Below are 17,604 nucleotides of genomic sequence, written 5' to 3'. Positions count from 1 at the left end.
TGCCGTGGCTCTTGGGAAAGAAGGGCCTTAGCCGCTCCATCTGCGCCTCGCTCAGCCAGAAAAAATTGCCCATCGGTCAGTTCTCCTTGCGGAGCCTGAAACACGCCAAAGGCACGAAATCAATGGGTCTGGAGCCTAGGGCTTCGCGCCCTGGGCGTTGCCTTCCTTGGCGCCCTCGCCGGGCGGGGGAACGGCAGGGCCCGGGCCGACCACCTGGTCAAAACGCTCGATCAGCGCATCGGTCACATCGGCGGATTGGGCCGAGACGAAGATCGCGCGCTGGTCAAGAACCACCGTCGCGCCGCGTTCCTTCATCAGCTGGGCCAGCACCGGCAGCGCGGCCCGGAAAAAAGCCGCCCGCTCTTCGTCGACTTCCTCCTGGAACTGCCGTGCGACGCCGTCCCTTTCCCGCCGCACCTCGACCACGCGCTTGTCGAACTCATCCGCGCGCTTGCGGAATTCCTCGGCCGAAAGCGTGGCGCGCAGCGTCGTCAACTGCTGCTCCTCGGCCGAAAACTGGTCGGCGAGCCGGTCATTCTCGGTCGCGATCTCGCGCCCGCGGCGGTCAAGCTCTGTCTGGACCCGCAGGCCCCAGCCCGAACGCGCGAAAACGGCCTCCGGGTCGATCGTCATGATCTGCGGCGCGGTCTCGCCCTGCCTCGGCTCGGGCGTCTCGACAAGCAGCGCCGGCCCGGTGCCGTTCCCCGTCGCCTCGCCCGGAGCCCCCGGAACGGGGGCCAGTTCCGGCGCGCTGAGGACGCTGCCGGGCGCTGGCGGCTGTTCCTCCTGGGCCATCGCCACCCCTCCGGCCAGCGCCAGAAAGGCAGCGAATATGCCCGCGGAACCTCGCATCAGAACTGGGTCGAGATGGTCAGGTCGAAGTTCTGCTCGAGGTCGTAATCTTCCTTGACCACGGCCTTCGAGAAGTTGAAGCGCAGCGGCCCGATCGGCGTCGTCCAGAACAGCGACGCCCCGACCGAGGCGCGCACATTCATGCCGTCATCGACTTCGATCCCGTAGGCACCGCGGGTATTGTCGAGCTTCCAGACCGAACCGGCATCGGCAAAGAGGCCGCCGGCGATCCCGTATTCCTCGGGCAGGCCCAGCGGGAAGCGCATTTCGGTCCGCAGCGCCCAGAAGTAGTTGCCGCCAAGGGCATCTTCGTTCGGGGCGTTCAGGTCGCGCGGGCCATAGCCGTTCGGCTCGAAACCGCGGATCTTGCCATTGCCGGAATAGCGGTCGAGGAAACGGCTGCTGCCGTCGTCCAGCATGTAGACGGCGCCGGCCTCGAACTCTCCGAGGAAGGTCACGCTCTCACGCCAGGCATTGCTTTCCACGCCGGCATAGACGCCGGTGGTGACGGATTTCACATCCCCGCCCAGGCCCGCGAAATCCTGCGTGAAGCGCAGGCGATAGCTGGTCAGCGGGTCAAGCCCGGCGATCCGGCTGTCATAGCTGTAGGTATAGCCGACCGCCGAGGTGAAGAAGCCGCCCTGTTCGAGATAGAGGATCGGCGAGGAACCGTCGAGTTCGCCCGTCTCCTCGTCCACCCCGACCGGATCGACGTCGAAGAGAGTGTCCTTGCTCAGCTTGTAGCGCAGTTCGAGCCGGCCGTTCTCGGAGATCGGGAACTCAAGCCCCGTCAGCAACCCGATCGAACGGGTGTTGTAATCCGAGTTGTAGCGGTCGGTGGTGTTATACCATACCTGCGCCCGCGCCCGGAGGTTGCGGCCAAGGAAGAAGGGTTCGGCAAAGGTGATGCCCGAGGACTGGTTGTCCGAACCGGCGGCAAAGGAAACGTTGAGCTCCTGCCCGCGGCCAAGGAAGTTCTTCTCGGCCAGCGAAAGGTTGAAGCCCACGCCGCTCGAGACGCCATAGCTCATGCCGAAGCTGAGGCTGCCGGTCGGCTGCTCCTCGACGTTGACGTCGACGATGACCTGATCGGGACTGGTGCCGGGGCGGCTTTCCGCCTTGACGTCGGCGAAATAGCCAAGCGCCCGCAGACGCTCGGCCGAGTTGCGGATCTCGCGCGGGTTGAAGGGATCGCCCTCGACCGTGCTGAACTGGCGGCGGATCACCTCGTCAAGCGTGGTGGTGTTGCCCTCGATGTCGATGCGCTCGACAAAGACGCGCTGGCCGCGGGTCAGGGCAAAGGTCAGATCCAGCGTCTGCGTGCGCAGGTTGCGGGTGATGCGCGGTTCGATCGAAACGAAATCGAGGCCCTTGCGGATCGCCAGCGCCTCCATCCGGCGGATGGTGGTGTCGATGGCGGTCGGATTATAGACCTCGCCCGAACGGACCCGGTTCTGGGCCTGAAATTCGGACGCATCAAGGCCCGGAATCTCGCTGACGGTCGTGACATTGCCGAAGGTGTAGCGCGGCCCTTCCTGGATCTGGAAGGTGATGTAGAAGGCATCACGCTCGCGCGCGACTTCGGGGGCGACGGCCTGCACCTTGAAATCGGCAAAGCCGCGCGAGCGGTAGAAATCGGTCAGCAACTGCTCGTCCACGGGCAGGCGCTCGGGCGCGAAGGTGTCGCGCTGGATGAACTGGCGCAGGATGCCGGCCTGCTTGGTCTGCAGCACGTTCCGAAGCCGCTGGTCCGAGAAGGCGCGGTTGCCGACAAAGCCGATCCGCTCGATCTCGGTCACGTCGCCCTCGCGAATCTCGAAGACGAGGTCGACGCGGTTGCCGTCGCGGCGGATGATCTTGGGATCGACGCGCGCGGCAAGCCGTCCCTGCGCGGCATAGACCTGGCTGATCGCGGCGGCATCCGCCTCGGCCTGGGCGGGCGAGTAGACGTGACGCGACTGCGACTTGATGATTTCGTTCAGGTTATCGGGCTTGAGGCGCCGGTTGCCTTCGAAGGCGATGGTGTTGATGGTCGGGTATTCCGCGACGCTGACGACCAGCGTGCCGCCCGAGGGGGTCAGCTCCACCTTCTCGAACAGGCCGGAGTTCTGCAGCCGTTGCAGCGCCGCGTTCAGCTCGCCCGCCGAAACGTCGCGGCCGCGCGGCAGATCAAGGAACGAGAGGATCGTTTGCGGCTCGATCCTCTGGTTGCCTTCGATGCGCACATTGCTGAACACATAGGCCGATGCAGCCACGGGGACCATTGCAACCGGCCCGGCCACAGCCAGCGCCGAGATCAGCGCCAGTGCGCCTCTGCCGAGTTTCCTGTCCGTCATTCTGCCCTCGCGCGTCTTTGTCTTGCAGCGGTTTTCCCCGCCCGAATTGCCACGATGGATACAGCGAAGCGGGCGCGACTGTCAAAAGGAAGGGGCGATCAGGGGCAGAAAAGATCGTTGGTGAGTCCAAAGATCATCAGTGACAGCACCGCCGCCATGCCAAGCGCCGAGAGGATATCAAGAACGCGATCCGAAGGACGACGCCCCGCAACCGCCTCGTAGAGGTAGAACATCAGGTGTCCGCCATCCAGAACCGGGACCGGCAGGAGGTTCAGAAAACCGATCGCGGCCGAAAGGACGGCAATCCACCAGATGAAGTCGCTGCCCCCCGCCGAGGCCGCCTGCCCCGTGCTTTCCGCGATCGAGATCGCGCCGCCCAGATTGCAGCTGCCGATCTGGCCCGAGATCATTGCCCAAAGCCCGGTGACCGAGGAGGCGATGATGTCCCAGGTTCGGGCGACGCCCATGCCAAGCGCCTCTCCCGCCCCGGTCATCCGGGTCGCCGGATCGAAGAAGGTGCCGCCGCCCGAAACCCCGATCATCCAGCGCTTCTCGTATCCGTCGAGGGTCGGCAGATCCTGTTCGCGCGGGGCAAGCGTATAATCGGCCTCGCCCTCGCCCTCGCGCCAGACGCGTAGCAGCAGCGGGCGGCCCTCGGCGGCCTCGACATGCTGGCGCAGCTCGTCGAAGCGCGAGACCGGATTCTCGTCAATCGCGAGGATCACGTCTCCGGCCCGAAGCCCCGCCGAAGCGGCCGGGCTGCGCGGCGCGATCCCGGTCAGCAGCGCCGGCACCGGATCGGGACCGGGAACGGTGATCTCCTGCCCGTCCCTCAGCACGGTCCAGTCATGCGCGGCCCTCGGCTCCAGCTCGCCGGCAATGGTGCCAAGATCCCTCCACGATGCGACCGGGCGGCCGTCCAGCGCCAGGATGCGGTCGCCCGGCTCCAGCGCGATCTCGACGCCGGGCGGGGTCGGATGCAGTCTGCCGACCTCGGGCTCGGCGACGGGCATCCCCTGCCATAGCGCCACCCCGGCAAAAACGAGGATCGAGAGGATGAAGTTGAAGACCGGGCCGGCCGCCACCGTCGCGAAACGCGCCCAGAGCGGCGCGCCGGGCAGGCTTTGGCGCGCATCGACCGGATCGACGGCCGCGCCCGAACCCGCGCTGGCGGCGTTGCTGTCGCCCAGAAAGCGCACATAGCCGCCAAGCGGAATCGCCGCAACCTGCCAGACGGTTCCGCGCCGGTCCCGCCAGGACAGAAGCCGCGGCCCGAAGCCCAGCGAGAACACCTCGGCCCGGATGCCGGACCAGCGGCCGACGATGTAATGGCCGAATTCATGCACCGTCACGATGATCGAGAGCGCAAGGATGAAGGCGCCGATCGTCCAGACCAGACCGCCGATCTCGGAAACCAGAGCCATCATGCCGCGCCGGCCTCGCAGCGGGCCAGATGGCGGCCGCGCGCGTCCCATGCCAGAACGGCGTCGAGGTCTGTGGGGCTTTCGGCAAAGCCTGCCTCGCCCGAAGAAAGGTCGAGGGCGCGCTCAACCGCACCCGCCATGTCGGCAAAGCCGATCCGGCCCGCAATGAAATCGTCCAGAGCCTGCTCCTTCGCGGCGTTGAACACCGCGCCCGCGGCACCGCCGGCGCGCATCACCTCACGCGCAAGGCGCAGGGCCGGCCAGCGCGCCTCGTCCGGGGCGGCGAATGTCAGGGTGCCGAGTTCAGCAAGATCCAGCGCCGGCACCGGCAGCGGCGCGCGCTGCGGCCAGTTCAGCGCATATCCGATGGCGTGGCGCATGTCCGGCGCCCCCATATGCGCGACCGAGCCGCCATCGACATGGCTGACCATGGCGTGAATGATCGACTGGGGATGGACCAGAACCTTGATCCGATCTTCACCAAGGCCGAAAAACTCATGCGCCTCAATCAGTTCCAGCGCCTTGTTGAACATCGAGGCGCTGTCGATCGTGATCCGCTGCCCCATCGACCAGTTCGGGTGGCACGAGGCCTCGGCAACCGTGGCCCGCGCCAGCCGCTCCAGCGGCCAGTCGCGGAAGGCGCCGCCCGAAGCGGTGATCGTCACGCTGTCGACGGTTTCGAGGTTTTCGTGTGCAAGAACCTGAAACAACGCGGAATGTTCTGAATCGACCGGCAGGATTCGGGCCTTGCCGCGCGCGGCCTCGGACATGACCAACCGGCCTGCGGCGACGAGGCTTTCCTTGTTCGCCAGCGCAAGCGTGCCACCCCGGCGCAGAACCTCCAGCCCCGGTGGCAGGCCCGCCGCGCCGATGATCGCCGAAAGGGTCCAGTCGGCTGGCCGGCTTGCAGCCTCGGAAATCGCGGCGGGTCCGGCCGCGGCCTCGATCCCGCTGCCCGCGAGGGCTGCGCGAAGCTCGCCCAGCTTTTCGGGCAGCGCCGTCACCGCGACCTCGGCCTTGAGCGCGCGCGCCATCTCGGCCAGCCGCGCGACATTCGCCGCGCCGGTCAGCGCGACGGTGCGATACCGCTCGGCCCCGCCCGACCGCATCAGCAGATCAAATGCACTTTCGCCGATAGAGCCCGTGGCCCCCAGCACAGAAACGCTGCGCATGTTTCAGCCTCCGATCGTCGGCAACAGGTGGGCCAGCATCAGGACCAGCGCGAGAAGAAGCGCACCCGTCATGGCGTCGAAGCGATCAAGCGCCCCGCCATGGCCCGGGATCAGTTCCGAACTGTCCTTGACGCCGACGCGCCGTTTCAGCCAGCTTTCCGCAATATCGCCGAACTGGCCGGCAATGGCCAGCAGCGGTCCGGCCAGCAGCACGCCCCACCCGGCATTGCCGCTGATAAAGAGGCCGGCGGCCAGCACCAATGCCCCGACCCAGCCGGCCAGCGTGCCACTCCAGGTCTTTTTCGGGCTGATCGAGGGCCAGAAACGCGGGCCGCCCAGCTTGCGCCCGACGAAATAGCCCAGCATGTCGGATTGCACCACCGTGGCGACGATCCAGAACACGGTCGCGAGGCCCAGCACCTCGCGGATCGCGACCAGCGCATAGCCCGCACCAAGAATGCCGATGGTGAAAAGCGTATAGCCCAGCCGCTCGCGCGAATGGGTGCCGGGCAGGCCCGCCAGCACCGGAACCAGCACCAGAAGCAGCGGCAGGTCACCCGGAATGACCAGCATGGTCAGCAGGACGATCCCCGCAAGGCATCCGATCAGCACCGGATGGCGGGGGCTGTGAAACTCCGGGTGGCGCCAGCCGGTCAGGCGCGCCAGTTCCCACATCATCAGCCCGACGACGACGGAAACGCCGATCCGCAGCCAGAGGCCCGAGGACAAAAGCAGCAGCGCCCCCAGCACGAGGAGCAAGGCCCCCCAGCCGATGCGCTTGCGCAGATCGCCCCAGCGGCCCGGATTGAGCTTGTCGCGGAACCGGCGGCGGGGCAGTTGCGGTTCTGTCATGCGCGACCGAAGCGCCTGTCGCGCAGGCTGAAGCGGTCGAGGATCTCGGCCAGATGCGTCGGCGTGAAATCGGGCCAGAGCGTCTGGGTGAACTCATATTCCGAATAGGCCGCCTGATAGGGCAGGAAATTCGAGGTCCGCGTCTCGCCCGAGGTGCGGATCACCAGATCCGGGTCGGGATGGCCGGCGGTGTCGAGGCAATCGGCGAAATCCGCCTCGGTCGGGTTTTCGACCTCGCCCCGCGCCACGCGTTCGGAAAGGCGCTTGGCGGCCCGCGCGATCTCGTCCCGGCCGCCGTAATTGATCGCGACGGTCAGGTTCAGGCGGGTGTTCATCTGGGTCCGGGATTCGATCCCTTCCATCAGGCGCTGGAGCCGGGGGTCCAGCCGCTCGCGCCCGCCGATGAAGCGCATGCGCACCCCTTCGGCGGACATGCCATCCGCCTCCCGCTCGATATAGCGGGCAAAGATCGCCATCAGCCCAAGGACTTCCTCGGTCGTGCGCTTCCAGTTCTCGGTCGAGAAGGCATAGAGGGTCAGCCAGTTGACGCCCATGTCGGGACAGGCCCGCACGATCTCCTTGACGCGCTCGGCGCCGCGGCGATGGCCGACCAGCCGTGGCCAGCCCTTGTTCGCGGCCCAGCGGCCATTGCCGTCCATGATGATGGCAACGTGGCGGGGCTTGGCCGCCGGGTTGCCCGATTGCGTCAGGCTGGCTGCGGGATCGGCCATCTGATCAGACCTGCATGATCTCGGCCTGCTTGGCCTCGAGCGCCTGGTCGACCGCTGCGATCATCTTGTCCGTCAGTTCCTGAACCGAGCTTTCCCAGAACTTCTGGTCGTCCTCGGACATGCCGGCGGCCTTGGCCTTCTTGATCTGGTCCATGCCGTCGCGGCGGACGTTGCGCACCGCGACACGCGCATGTTCGGCATATTGCGCGGCAACGCGGCTCAGGTCGCGGCGCCGCTCCTCGTTCAGCTCGGGGATCGGCAGCATGATGATGGTGCCGTTGAGCTGCGGGTTGATGCCCAGCCCCGAATCGCGGATCGCCTTCTCGGCCTTGCCGACCAGCGCCTTGTCCCAGATGTTGATGGTGACCATGCGCGGCTCGGGCACGTTCACGGTGCCGATCTGGTTGATCGGCGTGGGCGAGCCGTAGGCGTCGACCATGATCGGCTCGACCATGCTGGCCGAGGCGCGGCCCGTGCGCAGCGAGGCGAACTCGTGGCGCAGGGATTCCATGGCGCCCTTCATGCGGCGTTCCAGGTCGTCGGTGTCGATCTCAATCTCGTCGGACATGCTCGATCATGGCCTCTGTGCTGTGGTTTTCAGGGCTTTTAGCCGAGCGAAGCGGCCAAGGCAAAGGCAATGCGGCATTTTAGCCGTGGACGCGCGTATATGTTCCCTCGCCCGCAAGGATCCCCCTGAACCCACCCGGTTCATCCAGAGAGAATACGATGATCGGCAGGTCGTTGTCGCGTGCAAGTGCAATGGCCGAGGCATCCATCACCCCCAGATGCTTCTGCAGCACCTCGTCATAGGTGACGTTGTCGTAACGCTTTGCGTCCGCGTGCTTTTTCGGATCCTTGTCATAGACGCCATCGACCTTGGTGCCCTTGAAGATCGCCTCGCAGTTCATTTCGTTGGCGCGCAGCGTCGCGGCGGTGTCGGTGGTGAAATAGGGATTGCCGGTGCCCGCGGCGAAAATGATGACGCGCTTCTTTTCAAGGTGGCGCACCGCGCGGCGGCGGATATAGGGCTCGGCCACCTCGTCCATGCGGATCGCCGAAATCACGCGGGTATGGATGTTCTCGCCTTCCAGCGCGGCCTGCATGGCCAGCGCGTTCATCACGGTCGCAAGCATCCCCATATAGTCGGCGGTCGCGCGCTCCATCCCCTGTGCGCTGCCCTGAAGGCCGCGGAAGATATTGCCGCCGCCGATGACCATGCAGATCTCGACGCCCATGTCATGGACCGCCTTGACCTCATGGGCGATGCGGGCCACGGTCGGCGGATGCAGGCCATAGCCCTGGTCTCCCATCAGGGCCTCGCCCGAGATCTTCAGCAGCACACGCGAATATTTTCCGGCTTGCGGAATTGAGTCGGACATCGGACGACCTTTCAGAGGGAGTTTCATTGCGCTGCAAAATGTCGCAAACACGTCGCATGTTCAACCTACGGCTTGAGGGCAGGTGACGTCGAAGCGCCATATTTCGTCGGATATCCGCCAAGACCGGCATGTCCTGATCGCAGGGCCGACCGCCAGCGGCAAGTCCGCGCTGGCTCTGGACCTGGCGACACGGCAGGGCGGCATCATCGTCAATGCCGATGCGCTTCAGGTCTGGTCCTGCTGGCGCGTGATCTCGGCCCGGCCCTCGGCCGAGGAGGAGGCGCGCGCGCCCCATCGCCTCTATGGCCATATGGACCCCGGCGCGCCCTTCTCGGTCGGGATCTGGCTTGAGCAGGTCGCCGGACTTCTGGCGGGGGGCGAGCGGCTGATCATCGTGGGCGGAACCGGGATGTATCTGCACGCGCTGGCAAACGGCCTTGCCGTCATCCCGCCCATCCCGCCCGAGGTCCGGGTCGCCGGCAATGCCCTGATGGCGCGCGAGGGCGGCCTGGCCGAAGCCATCGCCGCGCTCGACGCCCAGACCCGCGACCGCATCGACCTGCGCAATCCCGCCCGCGTCCAGCGCGCGTGGGAGGTGCAGCAGGCCACCGGGCGCGGCATCCTCTCGTGGCAGGCCGAGACCGGGCCGCCGCTGATCGGTCCTGACCAGTCGGAGCGTATCGTCCTGACCAGCCATCGCGACTGGCTGGCCGACCGGATCGAGCGCCGGTTCCGCTCGATGATGGATCAGGGCGCGCTTGAGGAAGTGCGGGCCATGCTGCCGCAATGGGATCCCGCGGCGCTTTGGGCCAAGGCGATCGGCGCGCCCGAACTGGTCGCGCATCTGCGGGGCGAGACGAGCCTCGCGGAAGCCGTCGATCGGGCGATCATCGCCACGCGCCAATATGCCAAGGGGCAGCGCATCTTCTTCCGCAACCGGATGCGCGACTGGCAGCAGATCCCGATGGATTCCGACCCTGACACCTGACGGCAACAGATTAACCGTTTTTCAACCAGAAGTAGATTTAGCTTTCACGGAACCGCTCCCTGCGGAATACCGTTGATCCATCACAACGTGAAGCTCGCCATGAATCAGAACTTGCGCCCCAGAGATCTGATCCACCAGATCCCGCCCCTGCCGGCGAGAGAGGGACGGCTGCACGACGCGGCCATCAATGCCGATGTGATTCTCGAGCCTTCTGTCCCCGATCCACGGCAGCCGCATCTGCCCGACGAAGGCCTTCCGCCCCGGCGTGCCGGGGTCTGGCCGCCCGGCCCCGCATTTCGCCGTCAGGTTTCGACGCCCGGTCAGGGGCTGCGCCTCTTGCCCGTTTCCGGCTTTTTCTGGGGCGGCCCGCTGCACGGCCGCGCCGGGCCGGGACTGACCCAGCCCAAGCCGCGCGTCCGGGGCGATCATGTGATCCTGTTCATCCGGCAGGGCGGCATCGTGGTCGAGTTTCCGCGGCGCCGTCACCTCCTCTCGGATGGCCAGCTTGCCTTCGTGCCGCTTGGGACGGCATTCGCGCTGCGCCCCCCGCAGGATGTCGAGGGCTGGGCGCTGCTGGTTCCGGCGGCGTTCACCGAGCTTCTTCCCGTGGCTCTGCCGGCCGAGTTTCGCGCGGGCGCGCCCGACGCCTCGGATCAGGCCATGATTGGCCCCGCCTTCCGTGCGCTTGGCCGGGGCGAGCCGATGACCCAGATCCAGCAGGGCACCGTCGCCTGCCATCTCGGCCTGCTCGCGGCGGCGCTGTCGCGGCTCGACGATCGCGCGGCCCCGCCGGGCCGCCCCGACCGGCCCGAGGTCGATGCCCGTCCCCTGACCGAAGAGTTTCTCGCCCTCGCCGCCGCCAATCTGGCCGAGAACCGGACCGTCTCCGAAATGGCGCGGGATTTGCACAGCAACCTCGCCGGACTGGACGCGGCCTGCCGGCAAAGCCGGGGCCGCTCGGCGCTGGAACTGGTCTATGCGCTGCGCCTTGAACGGGCGGCGGATCTCTTGCGCAATGGCAGCAAGTCGATCCCGCAGATCGCGCGCGAATTGGGCTATACCGGCCCCGGCCATTTCATGCGCGCCTTTGCTGCCGCGACCGGGCGCACGCCGCAGGCCTTCAGGACCAGCGTGCATGAGCCAGTGACCGAAGGCGACTGACCCGCCTCAGCCCTCGTCCTGGTCCTCGCCGCCCTCATCCGGCCTGTTCAGGGCATCGCGTCCGCGAAACCCCTGCGCCACGACGAATTTCTCCGAGGAGTCCGAGCGGCTGGCCGGAGGCTTCACATTGGCGACCTTGCGGAAATTGCGCTTCAGCATGGCCTGCATCTCGGTCTCGGCTCCACCAGCCAGAACCTTGGCGACGAAGGTGCCGCCCGGCTCCAGCACGTCGAAGGCAAGCTGCGCCGCCGCCTCGACCAGCGCGACGATGCGCAGGTGGTCGGTGCCCTTGTGGCCCGATGACGCGGCCGCCATGTCCGACATCACCACATCGGCACGACCACCCAGCCATTCCTTGACCCGGTCATCGGCACCGTCGGACAGGAAGTCGAGCTGATGGATCTCGGCCCCGGCGATCGGGTCGACCTCCTGCAGGTCGACGCCAAGGACGCGCCCGACCTTCTTGCCGGATTTCTCGCCCAGCGAGTTCACGCGGTCGACCGCGATCTGGCACCAGCCGCCCGGCGCGCAGCCAAGATCGACCACGCGAGCGCCGGGCACGAGGAAGCGATACTTGTCGTCCAGCTCCATGATCTTGTAGGCGGCGCGACCGCGATAGCCCTCACGCTTGGCGCGCGCGACATAGGGGTCGTTCAACTGCCGTTCCAGCCAGAGCGTGCTGGACAGCTTGCGCCCCTTTGCCGATTTCACCCTCACGCGAAGATCGCGCTGCCCGCGGCCCGAGCTTTTCTTCTCGCCGCCGGGTTTCTTTCCGTCCGTCATCTTATGCTACCCCGTTCAATCCTTCGGGGGCCAGCACCCCGTCCTTGACCATTTGCGCATATAGCAGGCCTTCGCGCAGACCGCGATCCGCAACTGACAGCCTCGTCGTCGGCCAGACGCGCATCAATGTCTGAAGGATCGCCGCGCCCGACATGATCAGCGCATGACGCTCGCGCCCGATGCGGGGATCGGCGCGCCGCCCCTCTGGTCCAAGCGCCAGATAGTCGCGGATCACCCGGTCGATCTGGGACGAGGTCATGCTCAGCCCGTCAACCTTGGTCCGGTCATAGCGGCGCAGGCCCAGATGGCTGGCCGCGACCGTCGTGACCGTGCCCGATGTCCCGATCACCTGAAAATTCTCGTCGAATTTCTGGGTCAGGGAATAGGGGCTGAAATCGGTCAGCATCTCCTCGAAATGCCAGGACATCAGGGCGAAACGGCCCTCGTCCTCCTCGACATCCTCGAACTGGTCGCGCAGCGTCGCGACCCCCAGCGGCACGCTGATCCAGTCGACCACCCGCGCGCCGCCCGGCTGCGGGTTCCGAAACCCGTCGGCCAGCCGCATGATCGCGCGTGGCCGCTCGGTCGGCTCGACATCTTCGAGGTCGATCCACACAAGCTCGGTTGAGCCGCCGCCGATATCGACGACCAGAAGCTGGTTGGTGCGGTGGCTGACCAGCGGCGCGCAGGAGATGACGGCAAGCCGCGCCTCCTCCTCGGCGTCGATGATCTCGACCGGAAGGCCGGTCTCGCGCCGGATCATCCGCAGGAAATCGCGGCTGTTGCGGGCGCGCCGACAGGCTTCGGTCGCGACAAGGCGCATGCGCATGACCTTATGTGCCTCGAGCTTGCGCCGACACACCTGAAGGGCATGGACCGTCCGCGCCATCGAAGGACGCGAAAGCCTGCCTGATGCTTCCAGCCCCTGCCCCAGCTGGACAGGTTTCGAGAAGCTGTCGACCACCTGAAACTGACTGCCCGCGGGTCGGGCAATCAGCATCCGGCAACTGTTGGTGCCAAGATCCAGCGCCGCATAAAGCGGCCCGTCCTCGGCCGGGCGGGTGACGAAAGGCTCGACCGTCAATCTCGGGAACGCGTCCGCACCCGCGGGACGCCTGGGCGCCATAAGCACGCCCTCCGATCACTTGTTGAAATCAAGTTAGCCTGCGCCCCCATTCGGTTCAAGGCCTTCGGGTCGGCTGCCCACTCGACAGGGGCCGCGCGGGGGGCTATCCCGATGACATGATCGTTATCGCCGCACTCATTTTTGGCGCAGCGGTCGGCTGGTGGCGCGCCGCAAGGCTGGGCGGCACCCGCGCCGACCGGATGCAATATGGCGCAGCCCATGCGCTGGCCTTTGCCATCCTCGGGATCTTCCTGACCATCCTGATCGCCCGGTCCGGCTGATGTTCCGGCCATTCCTTGACAGCCTCGGCCGGCATGGCGTGCCCGCTAGCCTCAGGGAATATCTGGACCTCCTGGGCGGCTTGCAGGCCGGCCTGTCGGACTGGAGCCCGGACGGGTTCTATTACCTCGCCCGCGCGACGCTGGTGAAGGACGAGGCCCATATCGACCGATTCGATCGCGCCTTTGCCGAGACCTTCTCGGGGCTTGAGGAAATCCCGGTCGAGGCGCTGGTCAGCGAGGCCTCGATCCCGAAAGAATGGCTGGAGAAGCTGGCCGAGAAGCTGCTGACCCCCGAGGAACGCGCCGCGATCGAAGGCGCCGGCAGTTTCGAGGAACTGATGCGCCGGCTGCGGGAGCGTCTGGCCGAGCAGAAAGGCCGTCATCAGGGCGGCAACAAATGGATCGGCACCGCCGGAACCTCGCCCTTCGGTGCCTATGGTTTCAACCCCGAGGGCGTCCGAATCGGGCAGGAGGAAAGCCGCCACCGCCGCGCCGCCAAGGTCTGGGACAAGCGCGAGTTCCGCGACTTCGACGGCGAGGTCGAATTGGGCACGCGCAACATCAAGGTCGCGCTGAAGCGTCTCAGACAATGGGCAAGGCATGGCGCGGTCGAAGAGCTTGACCTGCCCGGCACCATCCGCGCCAGCGCCGAGCATGGCTATATCGACGTCCAGACCCGGCCCGAGCGTCACAACGCGGTCAAGGTGCTGCTGTTTCTGGATGTCGGCGGTTCGATGGACGAGCACGCCCGCCGGGTCGAGGAGCTTTTTTCCGCCGCCCGGTCGGAATTCAAGCATCTCGAACATTTCTACTTCCACAACTGCATCTACGAGGGGCTGTGGAAGGACAACCGCCGGCGCTGGACCGAGACCACCCCGACTTGGGAGGTGCTGAACCGCTTCGGCCGCGACTACAAGGCGATCGTCGTCGGCGATGCCTCGATGTCGCCTTATGAGATCGTGGCGGCGGGCGGCGCGAACGAGCATTGGAACCCCGAGCCGGGCGAGCTCTGGCTGCGCCGCCTGCGCGAGACCTGGCCCGATCACGTCTGGCTGAACCCGGTCCCGCGGGCCGAGTGGCGGCACACCCCCTCGATCCGCATGATCGATGAGATATTCGAGGGGCGGATGCGCACGCTGACGCTGGAGGGACTGACCGAGGCCATGCGGCTTCTTGGCTAGCGGGGTTCCGCACGCCATATTCGGATCATGCTGAAACTGACCCCGATCCTGCTGATCCTGCTTTACGCCGCCGCGATGTGGTATTTCTCGCTCTGGCGGCTCAGGGCCGAGTTGAACCAGCGTTCGACCCCGCTGGATCATCCGGCGCTGAAGCCGATGCTGGCGCGGCTGGGAAAGGCCATGAACCTGCCGCCGATCCGTGCCCATGTCTACGAGATCGCCCCGGTCAACGGCCTTGCCGCGCCGGACGGGCGCATCTTCCTGACCCGCGGCTTCATCGACCGGCTGGACCGGGGCGAGGTGACGGAGGCGGAGCTTGCCTCGGTCATCGCGCATGAGCTGGGCCATGTTGCCCATGGCCATGCCCGCCGCCGGATGATCGACTTTGCCGGGCAGAACGTCATCCGCATGGTGCTGGTCAGCGTACTGGGCCGCTTCCTGCCGGGCATCGGCGCGTGGATAGCGGGCCTTGCCGCCGGCGCCATCGCCGCGCGGCTTTCGCGCCAGGACGAGTTCGAGGCCGATGCCTTCGCCAGCGCCCTGATGGTCAAGGCAGGTCTCGGCACCGGGCCGCAGAAAAGCCTGTTTCGCAAGCTCGACGCGCTGACCGGCAATCGCGGCACGACGCCCGCATGGCTGATGTCCCATCCCCGCGTTGATGCACGAATTGCCGCAATCGAGGCATTGGAGGCCCGCTGGGGCATCGCCTGAGCGATTGTCCACCGCCGATCCGCCCCAGACTTGCCCCCCGCGCCGATTGGCCTATGCTGCGGCTGCAAAGAAATCTGAGCCACGATGACCCGTCCCTTTCGCCGCCGTGTCCTTTACATTCCCGGCTACGATCCGATCCCGCCGCGCCGCTACCGCGAACTCTACAAGCGCGAGGGAACCGAGCAGGCGCGCATTTCGGGTTACCGGCTGGATTTCGGCGCCCGGCGCGACCGCACCGGCTTTGGCTGGGGCGTGAGCGGCAGGTTCGGCGAACTGACCGCCGAGGCCGAGGTCGAGGTGCTGATCTGGGCCGATATCGTCCAAGGCTCGATGGGCCAGTCGATCGCCGCGACCTATGGCCAGCTTGTCAGGACCGCATGGGCCTATGTCGGCAGCGGCGCGCTGTGGCGGCTGGCGCGCCTCCGGCGCGGCCCGGTCCTTGCCGCGCTTTATCCGGTGGTGGTGCTTCTCGCGCAACTCGCGGCGGCGCTGCTGGTCGGGGCGCTCGTCGGCTGGCTCATGGGCTGGCTCACCGGGCTTGGCGGCTGGCTGGGCGTGCCCGTCACGTTGGCCATTGCGCTGGCCGGGCTGCATCTCTGGCGGCGGATGGACGGCAAGATCTTCGCCTATTACCTGATGCATGACTACGCCTTCACCGCCGAGAACCTTGGCGCCTATCCCCCCGCGCTGGAGGTCCGCCTCACGGCCTTTGCCGACCGCATCGCCGAGGTGCTGGAGGGCGACTGGGACGAGGTTCTGGTGGTCGGGCACAGTTCCGGCGCCTATCTGGGCGTTTCGGTCCTGGCCGAGCTGATCCGGTCCGGCCGTGTGCGCCCGGACGGCCCGAAGCTTGCCTTCCTTTCGCTGGGACAGGTCGTGCCCATGGCCTCCTTCCTGCCAAAAGCGAACCGGCTGCGGGCCGATCTGCGCTATCTTTCGGCGCGCGAGGAACTGGCTTGGGTCGACGTGACCGCACCCGGCGACGCCTGCTCCTTCGGGCTTTGCGATCCCGTCGCGGTCTCGGGGGTCGAACCTGCCGACCGCAGGCATCCGCTGATCCTCTCGGCCGCGTTTCGCCAGACTCTCTCGCCCCAGAAGCAGCGCGAGTTGCGCGGCAGGTGGTTCCGGCTGCATTTCCAGTATCTCTGCGCCTTCGACCGGCCGGGAGACTATGATTATTTTGCGATCACGGCGGGGCCATTGACGCTGGCCGAACGCTTTGCCGGGCGCACACATTCCCCCGGACGCATCGCGCGGCCGGTGAACGGCTGGACCGCGACATGATCCCGCCGAAGCCGAGATCGCGCCAGGGCAAGGGCTCCGTCTGGCGTTTCCTCCGCGAGTTTCGGGGCGACATCCTGTCGGCGCAATCCGACCGCCTCTATCGCGCCTGGATGGCCGAGTTTCGCGGGCCGTTCATCCACAGCTTCACCTGCAACGATCCGCAACTGGTCGATCTGGTGCTGCGGCGGCGGCCCATGGATTTCCCGAAATCGCCGCGCATGGCCGCGGGGCTGCAACCGCTTCTGGGCAATTCCAGCTTCATCTCGAACGGGGCGACCTGGCTGCACCAGCGCCGGATCATCGACATAGCCTTTGCCGGAGGCCGCCTGCGCGAGGCCTTCCCAGCGATGTGGGACGCGTCCGAGGCGGCGGTTTCGCGCCTCGCCCCCCTCGCCGACGGCACTGAGATCGACATCGAGCCGCAGACCGGGCACGTCGCGGCCGATGTGATCTTCCGCTCGCTCTTCTCGATCCCGATCGAGGACCGCGTCGCCTCGCAGGTCTTTGACGCGTTCCGCGAGCATCAGGCGGCGCAGCCGATGGTGAATATCGGCGGCTTGATCAGCCTGCCCCGCTGGGCGCGCATGCATGGCCGCCGCGTCAGGACAAGCGCGCGGCGCATTCGCGGGCTGATCCAGACCCTCGTGGCCGCGCGGGCCGAGCAGATTGCCGCCGGCACCGCGCCGCAGGATCTTGCGACCAAGATCATGGTGACGCCCGATCCGGTGACGCAGAAGCGCTTCACCGACAAGGAGATGGTGGACGAGGTCGCGACCTTCTTCCTGGCCGGGCATGAAACCAGCGCCTCGGCCCTTGCCTGGGCGCTCTATCTGCTGGCCGAATATCCTGAATGGCAGGATCGCGTCGCCGAGGAGGCCGAGGCGAAACTGACCCCGGACTTCTCCTGCGTGAAGCAGCTCGAAGCCTCGCGCGCGGTCTTCCGCGAGGCGCTGCGGCTTTATCCGCCCGTCGCAATGACGGTCCGGCAATGCCGCCACGCGGTCAGCCTGCGCGACCGCAAGGCGCCCGCCGGGTCGCAGATCGTGCTGTCACCCTGGCACCTGCACCGGCACCAGCGCCTCTGGGACAATCCCGACGGCTTCGATCCGGGCCGGTGGCAGACCGAGAATGGCAAGATCTGCCAGCGCGACGCCTTCATCCCGTTCTCGTCCGGCGCGCGCGCCTGCCCCGGCGCGGGCTTCGCGATGATCGAGGGGCCGCTGATCCTCTCGGCGCTGGTCCGCGCCTATCGGCTGGCCCCGCCCGAGACGCGGCCGGTCCCGATCATGCGCCTGACCCTTCGCGGCAAGAACGGCATCCACCTGCGGCTGAGCAAGCGTTGA

Annotated in this window: 17 protein-coding genes; 7 read left to right on the top strand and 10 right to left on the bottom strand. The window is 66.8% G+C overall.

Annotated elements, in window-relative coordinates; genetic code table 11:
* Window positions 1-135 precede the first annotated feature (135 nt).
* The 8 genes from VNQ78_RS07310 to pyrH form a co-directional block, all read right to left on the bottom strand.
* Window positions 136-795, bottom strand: a complete 660-nt coding sequence (locus VNQ78_RS07310) for an OmpH family outer membrane protein (RefSeq protein ID WP_325688182.1) — start codon at window positions 793-795, stop codon at window positions 136-138.
* A gap of 56 nt (window positions 796-851) precedes the next feature.
* On the bottom strand, window positions 852-3,188 hold the full coding sequence (gene bamA, locus VNQ78_RS07305) for an outer membrane protein assembly factor BamA (protein ID WP_325688180.1): 2,337 nt from the start codon (window positions 3,186-3,188) through the stop codon (window positions 852-854).
* A 98-nt stretch (window positions 3,189-3,286) separates the two neighbouring features.
* Window positions 3,287-4,612 carry an RIP metalloprotease RseP gene (rseP, locus tag VNQ78_RS07300; protein WP_325688177.1) on the bottom strand — a complete coding sequence of 442 codons (1,326 nt, stop codon included), beginning with the start codon at window positions 4,610-4,612 and terminating at the stop codon, window positions 3,287-3,289.
* The gene (gene dxr, locus VNQ78_RS07295; protein ID WP_325688175.1) at window positions 4,612-5,784 is read right to left on the bottom strand and encodes a 1-deoxy-D-xylulose-5-phosphate reductoisomerase; all 1,173 of its coding nucleotides are present in this window, start codon (window positions 5,782-5,784) and stop codon (window positions 4,612-4,614) included. Before dxr ends, rseP begins: the two co-directional genes overlap by 1 nt.
* Window positions 5,785-5,787: 3 nt before the next feature.
* The gene (locus VNQ78_RS07290; protein WP_325688173.1) at window positions 5,788-6,636 is read right to left on the bottom strand and encodes a phosphatidate cytidylyltransferase; all 849 of its coding nucleotides are present in this window, start codon (window positions 6,634-6,636) and stop codon (window positions 5,788-5,790) included.
* Complete coding sequence (uppS, locus tag VNQ78_RS07285; RefSeq protein ID WP_325688171.1) at window positions 6,633-7,367, bottom strand: polyprenyl diphosphate synthase; 735 nt, start codon at window positions 7,365-7,367, stop codon at window positions 6,633-6,635. The genes VNQ78_RS07290 and uppS overlap by 4 nt, the downstream gene beginning before the upstream one ends.
* Window positions 7,368-7,371: 4 nt before the next feature.
* Window positions 7,372-7,935, bottom strand: a complete 564-nt coding sequence (gene frr / locus VNQ78_RS07280; protein WP_325688169.1) for a ribosome recycling factor — start codon at window positions 7,933-7,935, stop codon at window positions 7,372-7,374.
* 79 nt (window positions 7,936-8,014) lie between these two features.
* A complete protein-coding gene (pyrH, locus tag VNQ78_RS07275; RefSeq protein WP_325688167.1) occupies window positions 8,015-8,746 on the bottom strand; it encodes a UMP kinase in 732 nt (243 codons plus the stop codon).
* Window positions 8,747-8,828: 82 nt separating this feature from the next.
* On the opposite strand from pyrH, the gene miaA reads away from it, so the two are divergent.
* Together miaA and VNQ78_RS07265 are read left to right on the top strand one after the other, a co-directional pair.
* The gene (gene miaA, locus VNQ78_RS07270) at window positions 8,829-9,734 is read left to right on the top strand and encodes a tRNA (adenosine(37)-N6)-dimethylallyltransferase MiaA (RefSeq protein ID WP_325688165.1); all 906 of its coding nucleotides are present in this window, start codon (window positions 8,829-8,831) and stop codon (window positions 9,732-9,734) included.
* 99 nt (window positions 9,735-9,833) lie between these two features.
* Window positions 9,834-10,895, top strand: a complete 1,062-nt coding sequence (locus VNQ78_RS07265) for an AraC family transcriptional regulator (protein WP_325688163.1) — start codon at window positions 9,834-9,836, stop codon at window positions 10,893-10,895.
* Window positions 10,896-10,901: 6 nt separating this feature from the next.
* Here VNQ78_RS07265 and VNQ78_RS07260 read toward each other — a convergent pair whose 3' ends face one another.
* Together VNQ78_RS07260 and VNQ78_RS07255 are read right to left on the bottom strand one after the other, a co-directional pair.
* The gene (locus tag VNQ78_RS07260) at window positions 10,902-11,678 is read right to left on the bottom strand and encodes an RlmE family RNA methyltransferase (protein WP_325688161.1); all 777 of its coding nucleotides are present in this window, start codon (window positions 11,676-11,678) and stop codon (window positions 10,902-10,904) included.
* A 1-nt stretch (window position 11,679) separates the two neighbouring features.
* Complete coding sequence (locus VNQ78_RS07255) at window positions 11,680-12,804, bottom strand: Ppx/GppA phosphatase family protein (RefSeq protein WP_325688159.1); 1,125 nt, start codon at window positions 12,802-12,804, stop codon at window positions 11,680-11,682.
* A gap of 116 nt (window positions 12,805-12,920) precedes the next feature.
* Between VNQ78_RS07255 and VNQ78_RS07250 the strand changes: the two genes are divergently transcribed.
* From VNQ78_RS07250 to VNQ78_RS07230, 5 genes are all read left to right on the top strand, one after another.
* On the top strand, window positions 12,921-13,085 hold the full coding sequence (locus VNQ78_RS07250; protein WP_325688157.1) for a hypothetical protein: 165 nt from the start codon (window positions 12,921-12,923) through the stop codon (window positions 13,083-13,085).
* The gene (locus VNQ78_RS07245) at window positions 13,085-14,266 is read left to right on the top strand and encodes a vWA domain-containing protein (protein ID WP_325688155.1); all 1,182 of its coding nucleotides are present in this window, start codon (window positions 13,085-13,087) and stop codon (window positions 14,264-14,266) included. Before VNQ78_RS07250 ends, VNQ78_RS07245 begins: the two co-directional genes overlap by 1 nt.
* Window positions 14,267-14,293: 27 nt before the next feature.
* Window positions 14,294-14,977 carry a M48 family metallopeptidase gene (locus VNQ78_RS07240; protein WP_325688153.1) on the top strand — a complete coding sequence of 228 codons (684 nt, stop codon included), beginning with the start codon at window positions 14,294-14,296 and terminating at the stop codon, window positions 14,975-14,977.
* Window positions 14,978-15,061: 84 nt separating this feature from the next.
* Entirely contained in the window at window positions 15,062-16,261 is a 1,200-nt protein-coding gene (locus VNQ78_RS07235) for a hypothetical protein (protein ID WP_325688151.1), read from the top strand.
* Complete coding sequence (locus tag VNQ78_RS07230) at window positions 16,258-17,604, top strand: cytochrome P450 (RefSeq protein WP_325688148.1); 1,347 nt, start codon at window positions 16,258-16,260, stop codon at window positions 17,602-17,604. Before VNQ78_RS07235 ends, VNQ78_RS07230 begins: the two co-directional genes overlap by 4 nt.

Source organism: Paracoccus sp. (in: a-proteobacteria), from assembly GCF_035556475.1.
GTDB lineage: Bacteria > Pseudomonadota > Alphaproteobacteria > Rhodobacterales > Rhodobacteraceae > Paracoccus.
This window is presented reverse-complemented; position numbering and strand designations above follow the sequence as displayed.

Bases quoted from the DNA above. Each gene is read 5' to 3' on its own strand.
- VNQ78_RS07310 (WP_325688182.1), bottom strand. From the start codon at position 795: ATGGCCCAGGAGGAACAGCCGCCAGCGCCCGGCAGCGTCCTCAGCGCG.
- rseP (WP_325688177.1), bottom strand. From the start codon at position 4,612: ATGGCTCTGGTTTCCGAGATCGGCGGTCTGGTCTGGACGATCGGCGCC.
- VNQ78_RS07250 (WP_325688157.1), top strand. From the start codon at position 12,921: ATGATCGTTATCGCCGCACTCATTTTTGGCGCAGCGGTCGGCTGGTGG.
- pyrH (WP_325688167.1), bottom strand. From the start codon at position 8,746: ATGTCCGACTCAATTCCGCAAGCCGGAAAATATTCGCGTGTGCTGCTG.
- VNQ78_RS07265 (WP_325688163.1), top strand. From the start codon at position 9,834: ATGAATCAGAACTTGCGCCCCAGAGATCTGATCCACCAGATCCCGCCC.
- VNQ78_RS07255 (WP_325688159.1), bottom strand. From the start codon at position 12,804: ATGGCGCCCAGGCGTCCCGCGGGTGCGGACGCGTTCCCGAGATTGACG.
- VNQ78_RS07245 (WP_325688155.1), top strand. From the start codon at position 13,085: ATGTTCCGGCCATTCCTTGACAGCCTCGGCCGGCATGGCGTGCCCGCT.
- VNQ78_RS07235 (WP_325688151.1), top strand. From the start codon at position 15,062: ATGACCCGTCCCTTTCGCCGCCGTGTCCTTTACATTCCCGGCTACGAT.
- VNQ78_RS07290 (WP_325688173.1), bottom strand. From the start codon at position 6,636: ATGACAGAACCGCAACTGCCCCGCCGCCGGTTCCGCGACAAGCTCAAT.
- VNQ78_RS07240 (WP_325688153.1), top strand. From the start codon at position 14,294: ATGCTGAAACTGACCCCGATCCTGCTGATCCTGCTTTACGCCGCCGCG.
- VNQ78_RS07260 (WP_325688161.1), bottom strand. From the start codon at position 11,678: ATGACGGACGGAAAGAAACCCGGCGGCGAGAAGAAAAGCTCGGGCCGC.
- bamA (WP_325688180.1), bottom strand. From the start codon at position 3,188: ATGACGGACAGGAAACTCGGCAGAGGCGCACTGGCGCTGATCTCGGCG.
- VNQ78_RS07230 (WP_325688148.1), top strand. From the start codon at position 16,258: ATGATCCCGCCGAAGCCGAGATCGCGCCAGGGCAAGGGCTCCGTCTGG.
- uppS (WP_325688171.1), bottom strand. From the start codon at position 7,367: ATGGCCGATCCCGCAGCCAGCCTGACGCAATCGGGCAACCCGGCGGCC.
- dxr (WP_325688175.1), bottom strand. From the start codon at position 5,784: ATGCGCAGCGTTTCTGTGCTGGGGGCCACGGGCTCTATCGGCGAAAGT.
- frr (WP_325688169.1), bottom strand. From the start codon at position 7,935: ATGTCCGACGAGATTGAGATCGACACCGACGACCTGGAACGCCGCATG.